General features: G+C 59.7%; 16 protein-coding genes. 10 read left to right on the forward strand and 6 right to left on the reverse strand.

From position 1 onward, the window contains the following. Positions 1–4: 4 nt before the first annotated feature. From ASF69_RS11880 to dnaN, 5 genes are all read right to left on the reverse strand, one after another. Positions 5–292 carry a DUF1330 domain-containing protein gene (locus ASF69_RS11880; protein WP_062587648.1) on the reverse strand — a complete coding sequence of 96 codons (288 nt, stop codon included), beginning with the start codon at positions 290–292 and terminating at the stop codon, positions 5–7. A gap of 47 nt (positions 293–339) precedes the next feature. After that, positions 340–1,047: an orotidine-5'-phosphate decarboxylase gene (gene pyrF / locus ASF69_RS11885; RefSeq protein ID WP_062587650.1), complete on the reverse strand. Its 708-nt coding sequence runs from the start codon at positions 1,045–1,047 to the stop codon at positions 340–342. Continuing rightward, complete coding sequence (locus tag ASF69_RS11890) at positions 1,044–1,634, reverse strand: histidine phosphatase family protein (RefSeq protein ID WP_062587652.1); 591 nt, start codon at positions 1,632–1,634, stop codon at positions 1,044–1,046. Before ASF69_RS11890 ends, pyrF begins: the two co-directional genes overlap by 4 nt. Positions 1,635–1,649: 15 nt before the next feature. Beyond that, positions 1,650–2,243: a phospholipid N-methyltransferase PmtA gene (gene pmtA / locus ASF69_RS11895; protein ID WP_062587654.1), complete on the reverse strand. Its 594-nt coding sequence runs from the start codon at positions 2,241–2,243 to the stop codon at positions 1,650–1,652. Between the two features lie 188 nt (positions 2,244–2,431). After that, the gene (gene dnaN, locus ASF69_RS11900; RefSeq protein ID WP_062587753.1) at positions 2,432–3,550 is read right to left on the reverse strand and encodes a DNA polymerase III subunit beta; all 1,119 of its coding nucleotides are present in this window, start codon (positions 3,548–3,550) and stop codon (positions 2,432–2,434) included. A gap of 254 nt (positions 3,551–3,804) precedes the next feature. Between dnaN and rsmI the strand changes: the two genes are divergently transcribed. From rsmI to gshB, 8 genes are all read left to right on the forward strand, one after another. Beyond that, positions 3,805–4,743: a 16S rRNA (cytidine(1402)-2'-O)-methyltransferase gene (gene rsmI / locus ASF69_RS11905; RefSeq protein ID WP_062587655.1), complete on the forward strand. Its 939-nt coding sequence runs from the start codon at positions 3,805–3,807 to the stop codon at positions 4,741–4,743. Continuing rightward, positions 4,733–5,101 carry a YraN family protein gene (locus tag ASF69_RS11910; protein WP_062587657.1) on the forward strand — a complete coding sequence of 123 codons (369 nt, stop codon included), beginning with the start codon at positions 4,733–4,735 and terminating at the stop codon, positions 5,099–5,101. Before rsmI ends, ASF69_RS11910 begins: the two co-directional genes overlap by 11 nt. A 133-nt stretch (positions 5,102–5,234) precedes the next feature. Next, a complete protein-coding gene (gene ugpB, locus ASF69_RS11915; protein WP_062587660.1) occupies positions 5,235–6,551 on the forward strand; it encodes a sn-glycerol-3-phosphate ABC transporter substrate-binding protein UgpB in 1,317 nt (438 codons plus the stop codon). A gap of 77 nt (positions 6,552–6,628) precedes the next feature. Continuing rightward, entirely contained in the window at positions 6,629–7,513 is an 885-nt protein-coding gene (gene ugpA, locus ASF69_RS11920) for a sn-glycerol-3-phosphate ABC transporter permease UgpA (RefSeq protein WP_062587755.1), read from the forward strand. A gap of 9 nt (positions 7,514–7,522) precedes the next feature. Further along, positions 7,523–8,371 (forward strand): sn-glycerol-3-phosphate ABC transporter permease UgpE, encoded by an 849-nt coding sequence (gene ugpE, locus ASF69_RS11925; protein WP_062587662.1) that lies wholly within the window; start codon positions 7,523–7,525, stop codon positions 8,369–8,371. A 1-nt stretch (position 8,372) separates the two neighbouring features. Continuing rightward, a complete protein-coding gene (locus tag ASF69_RS11930; protein ID WP_062587664.1) occupies positions 8,373–9,479 on the forward strand; it encodes a sn-glycerol-3-phosphate import ATP-binding protein UgpC in 1,107 nt (368 codons plus the stop codon). Between the two features lie 103 nt (positions 9,480–9,582). Next, positions 9,583–10,089, forward strand: coding sequence for a cupin domain-containing protein (locus ASF69_RS11935; RefSeq protein ID WP_062587666.1), 507 nt, complete (start codon positions 9,583–9,585; stop codon positions 10,087–10,089). 103 nt (positions 10,090–10,192) lie between these two features. Then, positions 10,193–11,149, forward strand: a complete 957-nt coding sequence (gshB, locus tag ASF69_RS11940; RefSeq protein WP_062587668.1) for a glutathione synthase — start codon at positions 10,193–10,195, stop codon at positions 11,147–11,149. A gap of 124 nt (positions 11,150–11,273) precedes the next feature. Here the strand turns inward: gshB and ASF69_RS11945 are convergent, their stop codons facing one another. Next, positions 11,274–12,857 (reverse strand): peptide chain release factor 3, encoded by a 1,584-nt coding sequence (locus ASF69_RS11945; protein WP_062587670.1) that lies wholly within the window; start codon positions 12,855–12,857, stop codon positions 11,274–11,276. Positions 12,858–12,947: 90 nt separating this feature from the next. On the opposite strand from ASF69_RS11945, the gene dut reads away from it, so the two are divergent. Both dut and ASF69_RS11955 read left to right on the forward strand, forming a co-directional pair. Continuing rightward, positions 12,948–13,418, forward strand: coding sequence for a dUTP diphosphatase (gene dut / locus ASF69_RS11950; protein WP_062587672.1), 471 nt, complete (start codon positions 12,948–12,950; stop codon positions 13,416–13,418). Positions 13,419–13,580: 162 nt separating this feature from the next. After that, positions 13,581–15,113 carry a YifB family Mg chelatase-like AAA ATPase gene (locus ASF69_RS11955; protein WP_062587674.1) on the forward strand — a complete coding sequence of 511 codons (1,533 nt, stop codon included), beginning with the start codon at positions 13,581–13,583 and terminating at the stop codon, positions 15,111–15,113. The last annotated feature ends 1,206 nt before the right edge of the window (positions 15,114–16,319 follow it).

The following is a 16,319-nucleotide window of genomic DNA, read 5'->3' on the forward strand; positions in this document are numbered from 1 at the left end:
CTTATCAAACGCCGTCCATGATCATCAGTTCAGCGTCCGCCACCTCCTGACGTATTTTCAGCGCCTGCTGGTATTCCTCGCTATTGTAGCAATCCAGCGCGTGTTGCATCGAAGGAAACTCGATGACCACATTGCGGGCGCGGCCCTTGCCTTCAAGCTGGGTCACAGCACCGCCGCGCGCCAGGAAGTTGGCGCCGAAGCGCTCGAAAGCGGGCTTGGCGGTGGAGATGTAGTCCTTGTAACGCTCGGCGTCTCGCACATCGACATTGGCAATCCAATAGCCCTTGGCCATGATGGTGGTCTCCTGTTACGGGGCTTCCCTCAGATCAGGGAAGCGCTTCAAGAACGGGTCGGGCCCATGGCGTCAGCCATTTCAGCCAGAATGGCGCGGGCGGCTGCGGCTGGATCGACTGCCTTGACGATGGGGCGACCGACCACGAGATGGCTTGAACCCGCCTTGATGGCGTCAAAGGGTGTCATAACCCGCTTCTGGTCACCGGCATCGGCACCTGCGGGGCGAATGCCGGGTGTGACCACCGCCATGTCCGGTCCGACGATCTCTCGCACGGCAGCCGATTCCTCGGCGGAACAGACAATGCCGCCCATGCCGGCCTGTCGCGCCTGTTCGGCACGCTTCAGCACCAGCGAACGGGCATCGCCCGCATATCCTGCTTCAGCCAGATCGGCATCGTCCATGGATGTCAGCACGGTCACGCCCAGAAGCGTCAGGCCTGAGCCCTCGGCTGCCTTGACGGCGGCGCGCATTGCTTTCGGATAGGCATGGAGGGTGAGCATGGTCATGCCCATTTTGACGATGTTTTCGACGCCCGAGGCAACGGTGTTGTCGATATCCAGAAGCTTCATGTCGAGGAAGATCTTCTTGCCGCTTGCGGCCAGCTCGCGCGCGAATTCCAGCCCGCCCGCGAAGGCTAGCTGATGGCCGATCTTGTAGAAGATGACCTCATCTCCCAATGCGGTGACGATGCTTTCGGCCTGTTTTACCGTCGGTAGGTCCAGCCCGACAATCAGGCGCTCGCGTGCGGTCATTGCGTCATTCCCTGCCATGTTTCCATCGCTGTCCAGTCGCATGTGAGCCGCCTGTCCGCAAGGGAAAAACAGAAGAGATTGCCGCCGCCCGCAGGCTGGTCTTCCCGCCGCGTAATGATCTCGCGCGACAGGTGGCATTTCAGCAAGGTGCCCACCGCGCCATGGCCGACAAAGGCAATCGGGGCTGCTGGATCGTGGCGGCTGAGAACAGCCTCGATGGCAGCAACGACGCGCGCCTGCGCATCCGCCGCCGTTTCCCAACCCTTGTAGCTTGCCATGGGGTGGGCAAAGAACCAGTCGGCGGCCCGCTCGAACTGTTCCGGTGGCAGAAAGCCCGTGGCGCTGCGGTCGTTCTCATGCATCCCGTCAGCGGTTTCCGGCTGGATACCGGCGCCGCGCGCAATGATCTTTGCGGTATCAAGCGCCTTTGTCTCGCTGCTGGAAACGATGCGACGCAGCGATTTCGCCCAGGGCGTCAGGCTTGCCCTGCGCGCCCGCTCCAGTCCTATGTCGGACAATTGCCATTCAGGAACGGGCACATTCGCTTCAATTCTGACCTGTGGATGGGTGATATAGAGCGCAAACATGCCCGCAAGCCTAACTCAGGCGCGGGTATAGGTCCACAGCTGCGCTGGTGGAATGTTGCGCACCACGAAGTCGAAATGGCGGATGTGGTAGAGGTGCGGCTGCGCCACGATGGGCGAGACCGGACCATAGGAAATCTGTACCACCGGACGACCCTTGGGAATGCGTTTCAGCAGGTCGTCGAGCAGCTGAATGCGCGCGGCCATGGGGAAATTCAGCATCGGCACGGCAGAAATCACGCAGTCGAACATCTGGTCCTTCTGGTCGCCCAGCGTCTTGTCCAGATCGAAAGCGTCGCCATTGATGAAATTGACACCGGGATAGCTGCGCAGAAGCTGCTGATAGAAGTCGGTCGAATATTCGATGGCCGTGATGGCCTCGGATTTTACGCCGCGGCCGAGAATGGCCTTGGTGATACAGCCGGTGCCCGGTCCAAGCTCCAGCACCGGCAGGCCGGAATGCGGGTTGATGACGCTTGCCATGCGGCGGGACGTGACGCCCGATGTCGGAACGATGGCTCCCACCTTCTTGGGCTGGTTCACCATGCCCTTGAAGAAACGGATTTCCTCTTCGAATTTTCTGCCGAAGCGTTCTTTAAGGCTCAATCCCATCCGCGTCCCCTCTGTTCACGTCAACACAACATTTGTTGAAACTATGGCGATATGTTGTCTCGTTCTGTCGTAAAGCCAATGAAAAATGTCGCAACTGGAAAATCTTAACAAACTATAAAAATTCCGCAAACGAAAATGCCGGTGAGGGCATCACCGGCATTTCGTCATTCAGTCATCTCTCTCAGCCGCTATACGCGCATTGGCATCAGCACGTAGAGAGCGTCATCGCCTGCGGTGTCGCGCACCAGCGTCGGAGATCCGGCATCGGCCAGAAGGAAGATGGCGTCTTCGCCGGAAAGCTGGGCGGTGATATCAAGCAGATACTTGGCGTTGAAGCCAATTTCCATGCCGTCATGCTCATAGCCGACAGCGACTTCTTCCGTCGCGCTGCCTGAGTCCGGGTTGTTGACGGTAAGCGTCAGCTGCCCGTCGGCAATGGCGAGCTTTACGGCGCGGCCGCGCTCGGAAGAAATGGTCGAAACGCGGTCCACGGCCTTGGCAAAGGTCTGGCAATCGACGCGCATTTCCTTGTCGTTGCCGGTCGGAATGACGCGCTGGTAATCCGGGAAGGTGCCGTCGATCAGCTTGGAGGTCAGCACGATATCGCCGATGGTCATGCGGATCTTCGCGTCGGAGACTTCGACGGTGACTTCCAGCTCGGGATTGTCGACCAGCTTCTGCAACTCGCCAACCGTCTTGCGCGGAATGATAATGCCCGGCATGCCCTCGGAACCCGATGGCGCGTTCACGTCGGCGCGGGCCAGACGGTGACCATCTGTGGCAACGGCGCGCAGCTTCAGGTCGCTGCCGCTTTCGATCGTGTGGAAGAAGATGCCGTTGAGGTAGTAGCGGGTTTCCTCGGTGGAAATCGCAAACTGCGTGCGGTCGATCAGCATCTTCAGGTCCGATGCCTTCAGCTTGAAGCTGTGGCTGAACGTTCCTGCCGTCAGGTCCGGAAAATCCGTCTCGGGAAGGCACTGCAGCGAGAATTTCGAGCGACCCGAGGCCACCGTCATGGTCGAACCATCGGGGTTCGTCGCCAGCAGAACTTCGGAGCCATCGGGCAGCTTGCGCACGATTTCATAAAGCAGATGTGCGGGCACGGTGGTGGAACCGGCCTGCTCGACCATGGCTGGTGTCGCTTCGGTAATTTCCAGATCAAGGTCGGTCGCCTTCATGTCCAGCTTCGCGTCGGAAGCGCGCAGCAATACGTTGGACAGAATAGGGATCGTGTTGCGCCGTTCCACCACACGGTGAACGTGGTTCAGCGATTTCAGAAGGTTCGACCGCTCGAGAGTAATACGCATGGACATGCCCGCTTTCAACCGATGCGATCCTGAAGGGAGGGATCGCCAAGATAGTGTCTCCGGCGTGGGCCGGATAATGTGGACGGGCAAAATGGCAGAGTTATCCTAGAAAATGCAAGGGGCCACGATGCGTCATTTCCGCATTTTCCCCGCTATACATCGGCTAGAGCGGTGCCTTAACCAAGATCGGCCTTGTTCACGCGGTCCGTCTTGCCCATAAAGGCAGGCAATCGAGACAGAACGGGAATGACGCAGTGACAGACGACGCTTTGGGCGACCACACCACGGATGAGGCAGAGGGCACCGGGCGCAGCTTCAAGGTCGGCGGCTTCACCGTGCCTGCACGCCCCATCGAAGCTGCTCTCTATCTTATCGCGACTCCCATCGGCAATCTCGGCGATATCACCGTGCGTGCGCTGGAAACACTGGCCTCATCGGATGTGCTCGCCTGCGAGGATACCCGCGTCACCCGCATTCTGCTGGATCGCTACGGCATCCGCAACCGGCCCTATTCCTATCACGAACACAATGCCGAAGAGGCAGGCCCCAAGCTCATCGCCGCGCTCGATGCCGGCAAATCCGTGGCTCTGGTTTCGGATGCCGGCACGCCACTCGTCTCCGATCCCGGCTACAGGCTGGGCCAGATGGCGCTTGAGGCCGGACACCGGGTCGTGCCCATTCCCGGCCCGTCCGCACCGCTCGCCGCGCTCGTCGGCTCGGGAATGCCGAGCGACGCTTTCATGTTTGCGGGCTTTCTGCCGGTCAAGGACAAGGGCAAACGCGACCGTTTCTCCGAACTCGCCAAGATACCGGCGACGATGATCTTCTTTGAATCACCGCACCGCATCAGCGCCACCGTCAAGGTCGCCTCGGAAGTCTTAGGGCCTAACCGCCGCGCCGTCGTCTGCCGCGAACTGACGAAGACCTTCGAGGAATTCCGCCGTGGCACGCTGGGCGAACTCACCGAGTTTTACAACGAAGACCGCATCGTCAAGGGCGAGATCGTGCTGCTCATCGAGCCACCTTCCTATGATGAAATCCCCGATATGGAAGACGTGGAAAAGCTGCTGAAAGATCTCGTTTCCACCATGCCTGCCGCCAAGGCGGCGGCAGAGGCGTCGAAACTCACCGGCCTGCCGCGCAAGGAGCTTTACCAGCGCATTCTGGATATGAAGGGCAGCGATGGCGGCTGAGGGGTGGCGTGACAGGAAGCGCCTCGCCGAAAGGCGAGGCCATGCGGCGGAATATTGGGCCGCCGCCTATCTCATGCTCAAGGGGTACCGCATTCTGGCGCTGCGGCACCGCACGCCCTTGGGAGAAATAGACCTCATCGCCCGCAAAAGGGATGTGGTGGCTTTCGTAGAGGTCAAGGCGCGCACAACGGAAACCGGCGCTGTCAATGCCGTCAGCCACACCTCGCAAAACCGCATCCGCGCCGCCGCAGACCTCTGGCTCTCCCGCCGCCGGGACGCCGCCAAACTCTCCCTGCGCTTCGACATCATCGCCGTCATCCCGCGCCGCCTGCCCAGACATTTCATCGATGCCTTTTAAGGTTGCAAAAAGCTGATATCGCCCAGTCTAATCGATTCAGCCTGTTATAAATCTGCCATGAAACTGTAAAAACCCCGTCACGGAACGAGCCTATTCGCATCCTCACCCAACAAGGGCGGTAGAGGATATTATCATGTTCAAGAATGTTTCCATGGCGGCTTTGGCTGTCGCTCTGTCTGCGTCGTCTTCGCTTGCCGCGACCGAAGTAACCTGGTGGCACGCCATGGGCGGCGAGCTGGGCCAAAAGCTCGAAGCCATCGCAAAGAATTTCAACGAGACGCAGAGCGAATATAAGGTCGTGCCCGTCTACAAGGGCAGCTACCCGGAAACCCTGACCGCTGCGATCGCCGCTTTCCGTGCAAAGCAGCAGCCAGCCATCGTTCAGGTGTTTGAAGTTGGCACCGGCACTATGATGGCCGCCAAGGGCGCGGTATATCCTGTCTACAAGCTGATGGCAGACGAAGGTGAAACGTTCGACACCAAGTCGTTCCTGGCGCCGGTTGTTGGATATTATTCCGATACCAGCGGCAACATCCTGTCGCTGCCTTTCAACTCTTCCACGCCTATCATGTATTACAACAAGGACGTCTTTAAGAAGGCCGGCCTTGACCCTGAAGTAGCTCCAAAGACATGGAAAGAAGTCGAGGAGTTTTCCAAGAAGATCGTCACATCGGGCGCTGCAAAGTGCGGCTTCACATCGGCCTGGATCACCTGGGTACAGACGGAAAACCTGTCGGCCCTGCATGATCAGCCTTTCGGTACGCAGGAAAACGGCTTCGGTGGCTTTAATGCTGAGTTCAAGTTCAACGGCCCGGTTCAGGTCAAACATTGGTCCAACCTCAAGAAGTGGCAGGATGAAGGCCTCTTCAAGTACGGCGGCCCTGTAGGCGGTGACCAGGCTGCCACCATGTTCTACGCGCAGGAATGCGCCATGACGATGAATTCGTCCGCTGGCCGTGCGGGCGTCATCGCAAACGCCAAAACCTTCACACCCGGTTTTGCCCCGCTTCCATATTACGATGACGTGATCAAGGAGCCAAAAAACTCCATCATCGGCGGCGCAACTCTCTGGGTGCTGAACGGTAAGGACAAGGCCACCTATAAGGGCGTCGCCAAGTTCTTCAGCTACCTCTCCAAGCCTGAAGTGCAGGCCGAATGGCACCAGGCCACCGGTTACCTGCCAATTACCAATGCTGCCTATGAACTTGGCAAGACCCAGGGCTATTATACAAAGAATCCGGGTTCCGACATTGCGATTGAGCAGATCACACGTGGCACGCCAAGCGCCAATTCAAAGGGCGTGCGCTTTGGAAACTTCACCCAGGTCCGGACCATCGTGGATGAAGAATTCCAGTCGCTTCTCGCTGGCAAGAAAGACGCTCAGCAGGCACTCGACAGCGCTGTAACGCGCGGCAACACGCTTCTGCGTGAATTCGAAGCGGCAAACTAACCACCTTTGATGCTCTGGAAGAGGGCCGGCTAGCGCCGGTCCTCTTCTTGTCTGTTCAGCACGCCGTGCGAGGCTTCATGGAAACCAAACGAACCACTTTCGACAGTCGCCTGCTGCCTTACCTGCTGCTGGCACCACAGCTGATCATTACTCTTGTCTTTTTCATCTGGCCCGCAGCACAGGCAGTCAAATCATCCTTCGAGCGTGAAGATCCTTTCGGCTATGCCACGGTTTTCGTCGGGCTCACCCATTACCAGAATCTTCTTGCCGACCCCAACTATCTCGATGCACTCGCGAGAACTGCGGTCTTTGCCGTCTCCGTAACCGTGCTTTCTATGGTCCTCGGGCTGGCATTTGCCGCCGCCGTCGATCGCCTCGTTCGCACCGGCCGGGTCTATACGACACTTCTCGTCTGGCCCTATGCTGTGGCGCCGGTCATTGCGGGTGTGCTGTGGTGGTTCATGTTCAACACCTCGACCGGTATTTTGCCCTATTATTTGCAGTTTATCGGCGTTGAATGGGATCACGATCTCAATGGCACCCACGCCATGATCCTCATCGTCATCGCCGCTGCCTGGAAGCAGATTTCCTACAACTTCCTGTTTTTCCTGGCCGGTCTGCAATCCGTTCCCCAATCATTGATGGAGGCGGCGGCCATTGACCGCTCCGGTCCGGTGAAACGCTTCTTCACCATTTCACTGCCGCTGATTTCGCCCACGACGTTTTTCCTGTTCATCATCAATGTGAATTACACGATGTTCGACACCTTCCCCATCATCGACGCGACAACCGGTGGCGGACCGGCGCAGTCCACGACCACGCTTGTCTACAAGGTGTTTGTCGACGGATATCTCGGCCTGAATATCGGATCATCTTCTGCGCAGTCAGTCTTGCTGATGCTGATTGTGATGGTCCTGACCTTCATTCAGTTCCGTTATGTCGAACGCCGCGTCCAGTATTAAGGAACGACAATGGTCGAAAATCGCCCCTTCCTCACTTTTCTCACGCATGCCTTCCTGCTCTGCGGCTTTCTGGTGGTTGCTTTCCCGGTCTATGTTGCGATTATCGCATCGACGCATGACACCGCCACCCTGGTCGGCTCCTCCATGCCGCTTCTGCCAGGCTCGCATTTCATCGAGAATTACCGCCACATATTGACGGGGGCCTCGGCTGCCAATGGTCTGCCCAACTATTCGAGCATGGCAATCAACTCACTGATCATGGCCCTGGTCATCACCGTGGGCAAGATTGCCATCTCCATCCTGTCGGCCTTCGCCATCGTCTATTTCCGGTTTCCATTTCGGCAATTGGCCTTCTGGATCATCTTCGTTACGCTGATGCTGCCGGTTGAAGTGCGCATCATGCCGACTTACAAGATCGTGGCAGACCTTGGCATGTTGAACTCCTGGGCAGGATTGACAATCCCGCTGATTGCGTCGGCAACAGCGACTTTCCTCTTTCGGCAGTTCTTCATGACTGTTCCCGATGAGATGCTGGAAGCAGCGCGTGTCGATGGCGCCGGTCCTATGAAATTTTTCCGCGATATCCTGCTGCCCCTGTCACGCACGAATATCGGTGCGCTCTGCGTCATCCTCTTCATATATGGCTGGGTTCAGTATCTCTGGCCCATGCTCGTAACGACAGACCCGGGTTACTACACCTTGATGATGGGCATGAAGCGCATGGTCACCGTGCAAGATGGCGTCATCGAATGGAATATCGTTATGGCAGGCGCCGTTCTGGCAATGCTGCCACCAATCTTGATTGTGATTTTCATGCAGCGGCTGTTCATCCGCGGCCTTACAGAGACGGAGAAGTAACATGGCTCCCATCACGATAGCCAATGTATCGAAGATTTACTCAGGTGGTGCCCGCGCGGTGAATGCCGTATCGATCGATATCACCGATGGCGAGTTCATCGTTCTCGTCGGGCCGTCCGGTTGCGGCAAGTCTACGCTGTTGCGGATGGTCGCTGGCCTTGAAACGATCTCTGACGGCGAAGTGTCAATCGCTGGAAAGATCGTCAACCGCATGGAACCCGCCGATCGCGACATCGCCATGGTCTTCCAGAACTATGCGCTCTATCCCCATATGTCGGTTCGCCAGAACCTCGAATATGGCCTGAAGAACCGCAAGACGCCGAAGGCAGAGATTGATGCGCGGGTGGCGGAGGCGGCGCGGATGCTGGAGCTTCAGCCCTATCTGGATCGCAAGCCGCGTGCCCTGTCTGGCGGTCAGCGTCAGCGCGTAGCCATGGGCCGTGCCATCGTGCGCAAGCCCGCAGCCTTTCTCTTCGATGAGCCGCTCTCCAACCTCGATGCCAAGCTGCGCGTTTCCATGCGCGGTGAGATCAAGCGCCTGCAACGCCGCCTCGGCACCACCTCCATCTATGTCACCCATGACCAGCTGGAGGCCATGACGCTGGCTGACCGTCTGGTGGTGCTCAATGCCGGTCGTATCGAACAGATCGGCGCACCGCTGGAGGTCTATCACCGCCCGGCCTCAACCTTTGTCGCAAGCTTTATCGGCTCTCCGGCCATGAACCTGCTGTCCGGCGAATTGCATGGAGATCGTCTCGCCATGGGCCCGGTTGTGCTTTCGCTCAACGGCTATGCGCCAGCGTCGGGTCCGGTAACGGTCGGCATTCGCGCAGAGGACATGCGCCTCGCCGGTGCCGGTGAGGAGGGGCTGCGCCTGCGGGTGGATTATATCGAAGAGCTCGGTTCGCAGCGTCTCGTCCACGGTATGCTGGGCGATCAGCAGCTCACCTTCGCTACCTCGGCAGAAACCGAACTGCCGGAGGATCTCGTGCTGACCATCACGCCGGACAGACTGCATTTCTTCGATATGGAAAGCGGCAAGCGCATCGAAGGCAATGCGCCCAAGGTGCAGCCCCAGCCCGTGCAAAGCCTCGCGGCAGCCCATTGAGCGGTTCGCTTCGCCCTTCCATTAAAATTGAAGGTTTTTTTGGAAGGGCATGAACACTCCATTTGTGCTATGACCCCGTCGTTGCAAAGGTTGGGGACAAGAGATGGTTTTGCATGGAATGATTGCAGCGGTGGCGGCATTTGCGGCGCGTGCGGTGCCGGGAAGACCCGTGCCAGGCACAAGAATGCGGCCGCAGCCGGTGGTTTCTGCCAGCTCCTGCGCGCTGGAGATGCGTCCCGCCCCGATCAATCCGGACTGGATCATTGCCGGTGAGCCGCAGGCCCGTATGGCGGATCACTCCCGCAGCGATGACCGCGCCTCCTACACGGCCCTCTGGGATTGCACGGCTGGAACGTTCCGCTGGTATTTCGGCTGGGATGAAACGGTCCATATTCTCGAAGGCGAGGTGCATGTGACCGCCGAGGATGGATCGGTGCATGAGCTGCGCGCGGGCGATGTCGCCTATTTCAAGGCGGGCACCTGGGCCACATGGCGGGTGGAAACTTACGTTCGCAAGGTCGCCTTTCTGCGCCGTCCGTTCCCGACACCCATCGCCATTGCCTACCGCGTCAAGAACAGGCTGCTGCCTGCCGCGACACCGTCGCTGTGAGTGCAGGATGCCTCAATAAAACTCATAGATAGGCCATCTCGAAGCAGTTGCCTTTGAAGTTTGCCTGCCCTACACATTCCGGGCTTTCAAAAGGAAATTGCGCATGGCCAAAATCAAGAACGTCGCGATCCAGATGGATCATGTCTCCGGCATCAACATCGCTGGTGACAGCACATTCGCGATCAGCCTTGAGGCGCAGGCGCGCGGATACCGCCTTTTCCACTACACGCCGGATCGGCTCTCCATGCGCGATGGCAAGATCTATGCAACCGTCGAACAGATGGAGCTGCGCGACATCAAGGGCGACCACTTCTCCCTTTCGGCGCCTGAGCGCGTCGACCTGTCGACCATGGATGTCATCCATCTGCGTCAGGACCCGCCATTCGACATGGCCTACATCACCTCCACCCATCTGCTGGAGCGCATTCACCCCAAGACATTGGTGGTCAATGATCCGGCATGGGTTCGCAATTCGCCCGAAAAAATCTTCGTCACCGAATTTGCCGACCTGATGCCCGCCACGTTGATTACCAAGGATGTGGCCGAGATTGCCCGCTTCCGCGAAGAAATGGGCGATATCATCCTCAAGCCGCTGTACGGCAATGGCGGCGCTGGCGTGTTCCACTCCACCCGCGATGACCGCAACTTCTCGTCGCTTCTGGAAATGTTCGGCCAGATGTTCCGCGAACCCTACATCGCCCAGCAATATCTGTCCGACGTCCGCAAGGGTGACAAGCGCATCCTGCTGGTGGATGGCGAGCCGGTGGGTGCCATCAACCGTGTGCCTGCGGAAAATGATGCCCGCTCCAACATGCATGCCGGTGGCCGCCCGGAGCCGACTGAACTGACGGCCCGCGAAAAGGAAATCTGTGAGCGCATCGGCCCTGCCTTGCGCGAGCGCGGCTTCCTCTTCGTCGGCATCGATGTCATCGGCAATTACATGACGGAAATCAACGTCACATCACCCACAGGCATTCGCGAAGTCAAGAAGTTCGGCGGTGCCGATGTCGCAAGCCTGCTGTGGGATGCCATCGAGCGCAAGCGCGACGCGCAGGGCTGATTGCTCCGACCTCCGTCACCCCGGACTTGATCCGGGGTCCAGCCGTCCTGCGTCTGCCAGACGAAAAGACTCTTCTCCGATTAAAGGCCTGATCGCACTGGGCGCCGGGTCATGACGTCAAATATCACGCCGCCTTGGCGACGTGATATTCCTTGATTGCAGCCATCTTGATCGATGGGTAGCGCTCGGCCTCGTAGCGCAGCGAAAAGGCATCCTGCGCCAGAAACACCGGATCGCCATCCAGATCGCGGGCAATATCGCCGCGCTTGACGGTCAGGAACTTTTCCATATCGGCGGGCTGGTCCGAAGAAATCCAGCGGCAGATCGAAAAGCGCGACATTTCGAACGATACCGGCAGGCCATATTCGCCCATCAGCCGTTCCTTCAGCACGTCCAGCTGCAGCGCGCCGACAACGCCGACGATGGCGGGGGAGCCATCTTCGGGCGAAAAAAGCTGCACGACGCCTTCTTCGGCCATCTGGTGCAGGGCTTCCTTCAGCTTCTTCGCCTTCATCGCATCTTCCAGCCGCACGCGGCGCAGAATTTCCGGCGAAAAGTTCGGCACGCCCTGGAAGACAAGGTTTTCGCCCTCGGTCAGCGTGTCGCCAATGCGCAATGTGCCGTGGTTGGGAATGCCCACGACGTCGCCCGCAAAGGCGGTATCGGCAATGTGGCGCTGCGAGGCGAAGAAGAATTGCGGTGCCGTCAGGCCCATCTGCTTGCCCGTGCGTGCCAGCCGCGCCTTCATGCCACGCTCCAGCTTGCCGGAGCAGATGCGCGCAAAGGCAATGCGGTCGCGGTGGTTCGGGTCCATATTGGCCTGAATCTTGAAGACGAAGGCCGTCATCTTGTCTTCATCGGCATGTACCGTGCGGGTATCGGCCACCTGGTCGCGCGGCGGCGGGGCGATTTCACCCAATGCATTGATCAGGTCACGCACGCCGAAGTTCCGCAGCGCCGAGCCGAAGAAGACCGGCGTCAGATGCCCCTCAAGAAAAGCGGTGCGGTCAAACGGGCGGCAGGCTTCCAGCGCCAGTTCCGTCTCGCCAATAAAGGCCTCGCGCTCATTCTCCGGCAGCCGGTCCGCCACCGCCTGCGGTCCGTTGACCTGCGTCGCCTCGACCTCGTTGTCGGAGCCGCGCACCCGGTTGCTCGCCAGATGGTAGGAGCCGCAGAAGCTTTTGGAACGACCGATCGGCCAGGTCACGGGCGCGGTGTCCAGCGCCAGCTTTTCCTCGATCTCGTCAAGGATTTCAAAGATATCACGGCTTTCGCGGTCCATCTTGTTGACGAAGGTGATGATGGGGATATCGCGCATACGGCACACTTCGAACAGCTTCAGCGTCCGTGGCTCGATACCCTTGGCGGCATCGATGACCATGATGGCGGCATCGACCGCCGTCAGCGTGCGATAGGTATCGTCGGCAAAGTCTTCGTGACCGGGCGTATCGAGAATATTGAAGACCTTGTCGTCATATTCGAAGGTCATGACAGAGGTCACGACCGAAATGCCGCGCTCGCGTTCGATCTTCATCCAGTCGGACCGCGTCTGGATGCGATCCTTCTTGGCCTTCACCTCGCCAGCCAGCTGAATGGCACCGCCGAACAGCAGCAGCTTTTCGGTCAGTGTCGTCTTACCGGCGTCCGGGTGCGCGATAATGGCGAAGGTGCGGCGGCGGGAAACCGCCTCTGCGAGTGTTTCGGGCATTAGACAAATCCTGTGGAATTGCGGGCTATCTAACGTTTCGGGGCCGCTTTTGCAATTGACCTTGGCATTCACACGGCAAACTAATGCCGCATGACCGTAAAAAATGAAAATCGCCCCGTTCTCAATCTCCTCCGTCTGCCCCACGGCGAAGGCCTTGAGCTCCCGTCCTATGAAACCGCGGGAGCAGCCGGTATGGATCTGCGCGCAGCGGTGGAGGAGGGCGCACCGCTGGTGTTGAAACCCGGTGCCCGCGCGCTGGTGCCCACGGGCCTCGTCTTTGAAGTGCCTGAGGGTTACGAAGCGCAGATCCGTCCACGCTCCGGCCTTGCCATCAAGAACGGCATCACCTGCCTCAACACGCCCGGCACGGTCGATAGCGATTATCGGGGAGAGGTCAAAGTCATCCTCGCCAATCTCGGGCAGGAGGATTTCGTGGTCGAACGCGCAATGCGCATCGCCCAGGTGGTCATCGCCCCTGTCACGCAGGTTACCCTTGTCGAGGTCACGCAAACCTCGCAAACCCTGCGCGGCGCAGGCGGCTTCGGCTCCACCGGCGTTTGAGCGGCAGCCTGGTCGGGGTTGCGCGCAGACACCCGGCTAACACCTCAGGCGAAAAATGTTCACTTCTTGTTCTTGTGTCGGCTTGCAGAATGTGCAAGGTTGCATGAACGGACGAATACACTTTTTATTATATTTTTCTAAAGTCCGCATATGGGGGCTTGCATGGTTGCGCGCGTCAACACGCTGTCGTTTCAGGGCATAGAGGGTGTGCCTGTCGAGGTTCAGGTCATGGTCGCGCCCGGCAAGGTCGGGATGCAGATTGTCGGTCTGCCGGACAAGGCGGTTGCCGAGAGCCGGGAGCGGGTGCAGGCCGCATTACACGCGTCAGGGCTAGCACTTCCGGCAAAGAAGATCACCGTCAACCTGGCCCCGGCGGATCTGCCCAAGGAAGGTTCGCATTTCGACCTGCCCATTGCGCTTGGCATGATGGCGGCGCTGGGTGCCATTCCGGCGGATGCTCTGGATGCCTATGTCGCCTTGGGTGAGCTTAATCTGGACGGCACCATCGGTGCGGTATCCGGCGCGCTTCCTGCGGCCATCGGTGCGAATGCCCAAGGAAAGGGGCTCATCTGCCCGGCCGAGAGCGGCTCGGAAGCGGCCTGGGCCGGCAGCGACATCGACATTCTGGCACCACGCAGCCTCATCGCGCTTGCCAATCATTTTCGCGGCACGCAGCGCCTGTCCCGGCCCATGCCCTCCATTCGTGCCAACCCCGCCAATCTGCCGGATCTCGCCGATATCAAGGGGCAGGAAAGCGCCAAGCGGGCGCTTGAGGTGGCAGCTGCCGGAGGTCATAATCTCTTGATGGTCGGGCCGCCCGGCTCGGGCAAGTCGATGCTCGCCTCGCGTCTCCCCTCCATCCTGCCGCCGCTTTCTGCGGGGGAATTACTGGAAGTCTCCATGGTCCATTCCATTGCGGGGCAACTGGCCGGCGGCAAGCTGTCGGACCGTCGCCCGTTCCGCACGCCGCATCATTCCGCCACCATGGCAGCTCTGGTCGGTGGCGGCCTGCGGGCAAAACCGGGGGAGGCATCGCTTGCGCATCACGGCGTGCTGTTTCTGGACGAGTTTCCGGAATTCTCACCGCAGGTGCTGGATGCCTTGCGCCAGCCGCTGGAAACGGGGGAATGCATCATCGCCCGCGCCAATCACCGCGTCAGCTATCCCGCACAGATCCAGCTCGTTGCGGCCATGAACCCGTGCAAATGCGGCATGGCGGGAGAGCCGGGCTTCACCTGCGCCCGTGGCCCCCGCTGCGTCACGGATTATCAGCAGCGCATCTCCGGCCCCTTGATGGACCGTATTGATATCCGCATCGAAGTCCCCGCCGTGTCAGCAGCCGACCTCATCCGTCCCATGAGCGCCGAAACCAGCGCCGATGTTGCAAGACGCGTGTCCCAGGCGCGAAGCAAGCAGGAAGACCGCTACAGCAGGGCAGGGTTCCAGGGCATCGGCACCAATGCCCGCTGCTCCACCGCCCTCATCGAAAAATTCGCCGAACCGGATGCCCCCGGGCTGCAATTGCTGCGCGACGCCGCCGAAAAGCTCAAATTTTCCGCCCGCGGCTATCACCGCATCCTCAAAGTCGCCCGCACCCTTGCCGACCTCGATGACAAATCGATCGTCAGCCGAATCCACCTCGCCGAAGCCATCTCCTACCGCATCGCCGGAGAAAGGCTGACCGCAGCAGCCTGACGGCCGTCTCGCCAAAGGCTTCCACGGCTCCCTCCTGCCCACGTTAGTCTTACGGCACCCCCTCTCTCCGTCATCCCGGACTTGATCCGGGATCCAGCCGCCTTGCGTCTGCAAGGCGAGAGGACTCCAACCACGGGGCCGCCGTTGAAGACGTCTCCCGGCGCGCAGACGCGCGCCTGCTGGACCCCGGATCACGTCCGGGGTGACGGAGGGTGGGGTGGGCGCGGCGGTGTCCGGTTGAGGTCGCCGTACTAGGCATTTGGCTATTTGCAGCAGTGACTGCTCCTGCGCAATGACCCCTCTGTGTCTTGAAGGGCGCCATCGGCACTCTTTCCGCGTCCCCGCTTCCTCTCAGCACCCGGATAACCCTCTGCCTCAATCAACCGCCACGGCTTACTCTCATCATTACCAAAGGCATCCACCTTCCGGGTCTTCACGGCCCATCTCTATTCCCGACCTGCCACCCGGTCTCCTATCGTCCGTCGCACCGGGACACTTGCCATCCATCAACGACCCGGCAACTCCCTTCCGTCGGCATCTTGAGGCACCACTTCTCCCCGTCATCCCGGACGTGATCCGGGATCCAGCCGCCTTGCGTCTGCAAGGCGAGAGGACTCCAACCACGGGGCGGTCATACGAATACTTCTCCCGGCGCGCAGACGCGCGCCTGCTGGACCCCGGATCAAGTCCGGGGTGACGGAGGGTGGGGCGGGCGCGGCGGTAAAATAGCTAGCGCGGACGCGCCAATTCCTGACCGGACCGCACTTTCACAATCACCCCTGTATGCTTTGAAGAGTACCCGCGTTCTCTCTCTCAAGTGCCCGGATAATTCTCTGCCTCCATCAACAACCCGGCCACTCCCTCTCTTCCGCGTCCCGAACGCACCCCCTCTCCTCCGTCATCCCGGACTTGATCCGGGATCCAGCCGCCTTGCGTCTGCAAGGCGAGAGGACTCAAACGACGGGCCGGTCGTACGAAGACGTTTCCCGGCGCGCAGACGCGCGCCTGCTGGACCCCGGGTCAAGTCCGGGGTGACGGAGGGTGGGGTGGCGCCGCACAAAAATACCCACGCCAAATCAACACCTTGCCGCTTCCCCCCGCAAAAACCCTCAAAATTCTTTCTGCATTTCATTCACACCCTCTGCACCTGAAGCACAATTCTCCCGTTCCGCCCTCGGATACACCGCAAGGCGTTGCGGCGAGGCG

This window comes from Rhizobium sp. Leaf311, assembly GCF_001423445.1.
Taxonomy (GTDB): domain Bacteria; phylum Pseudomonadota; class Alphaproteobacteria; order Rhizobiales; family Rhizobiaceae; genus Agrobacterium.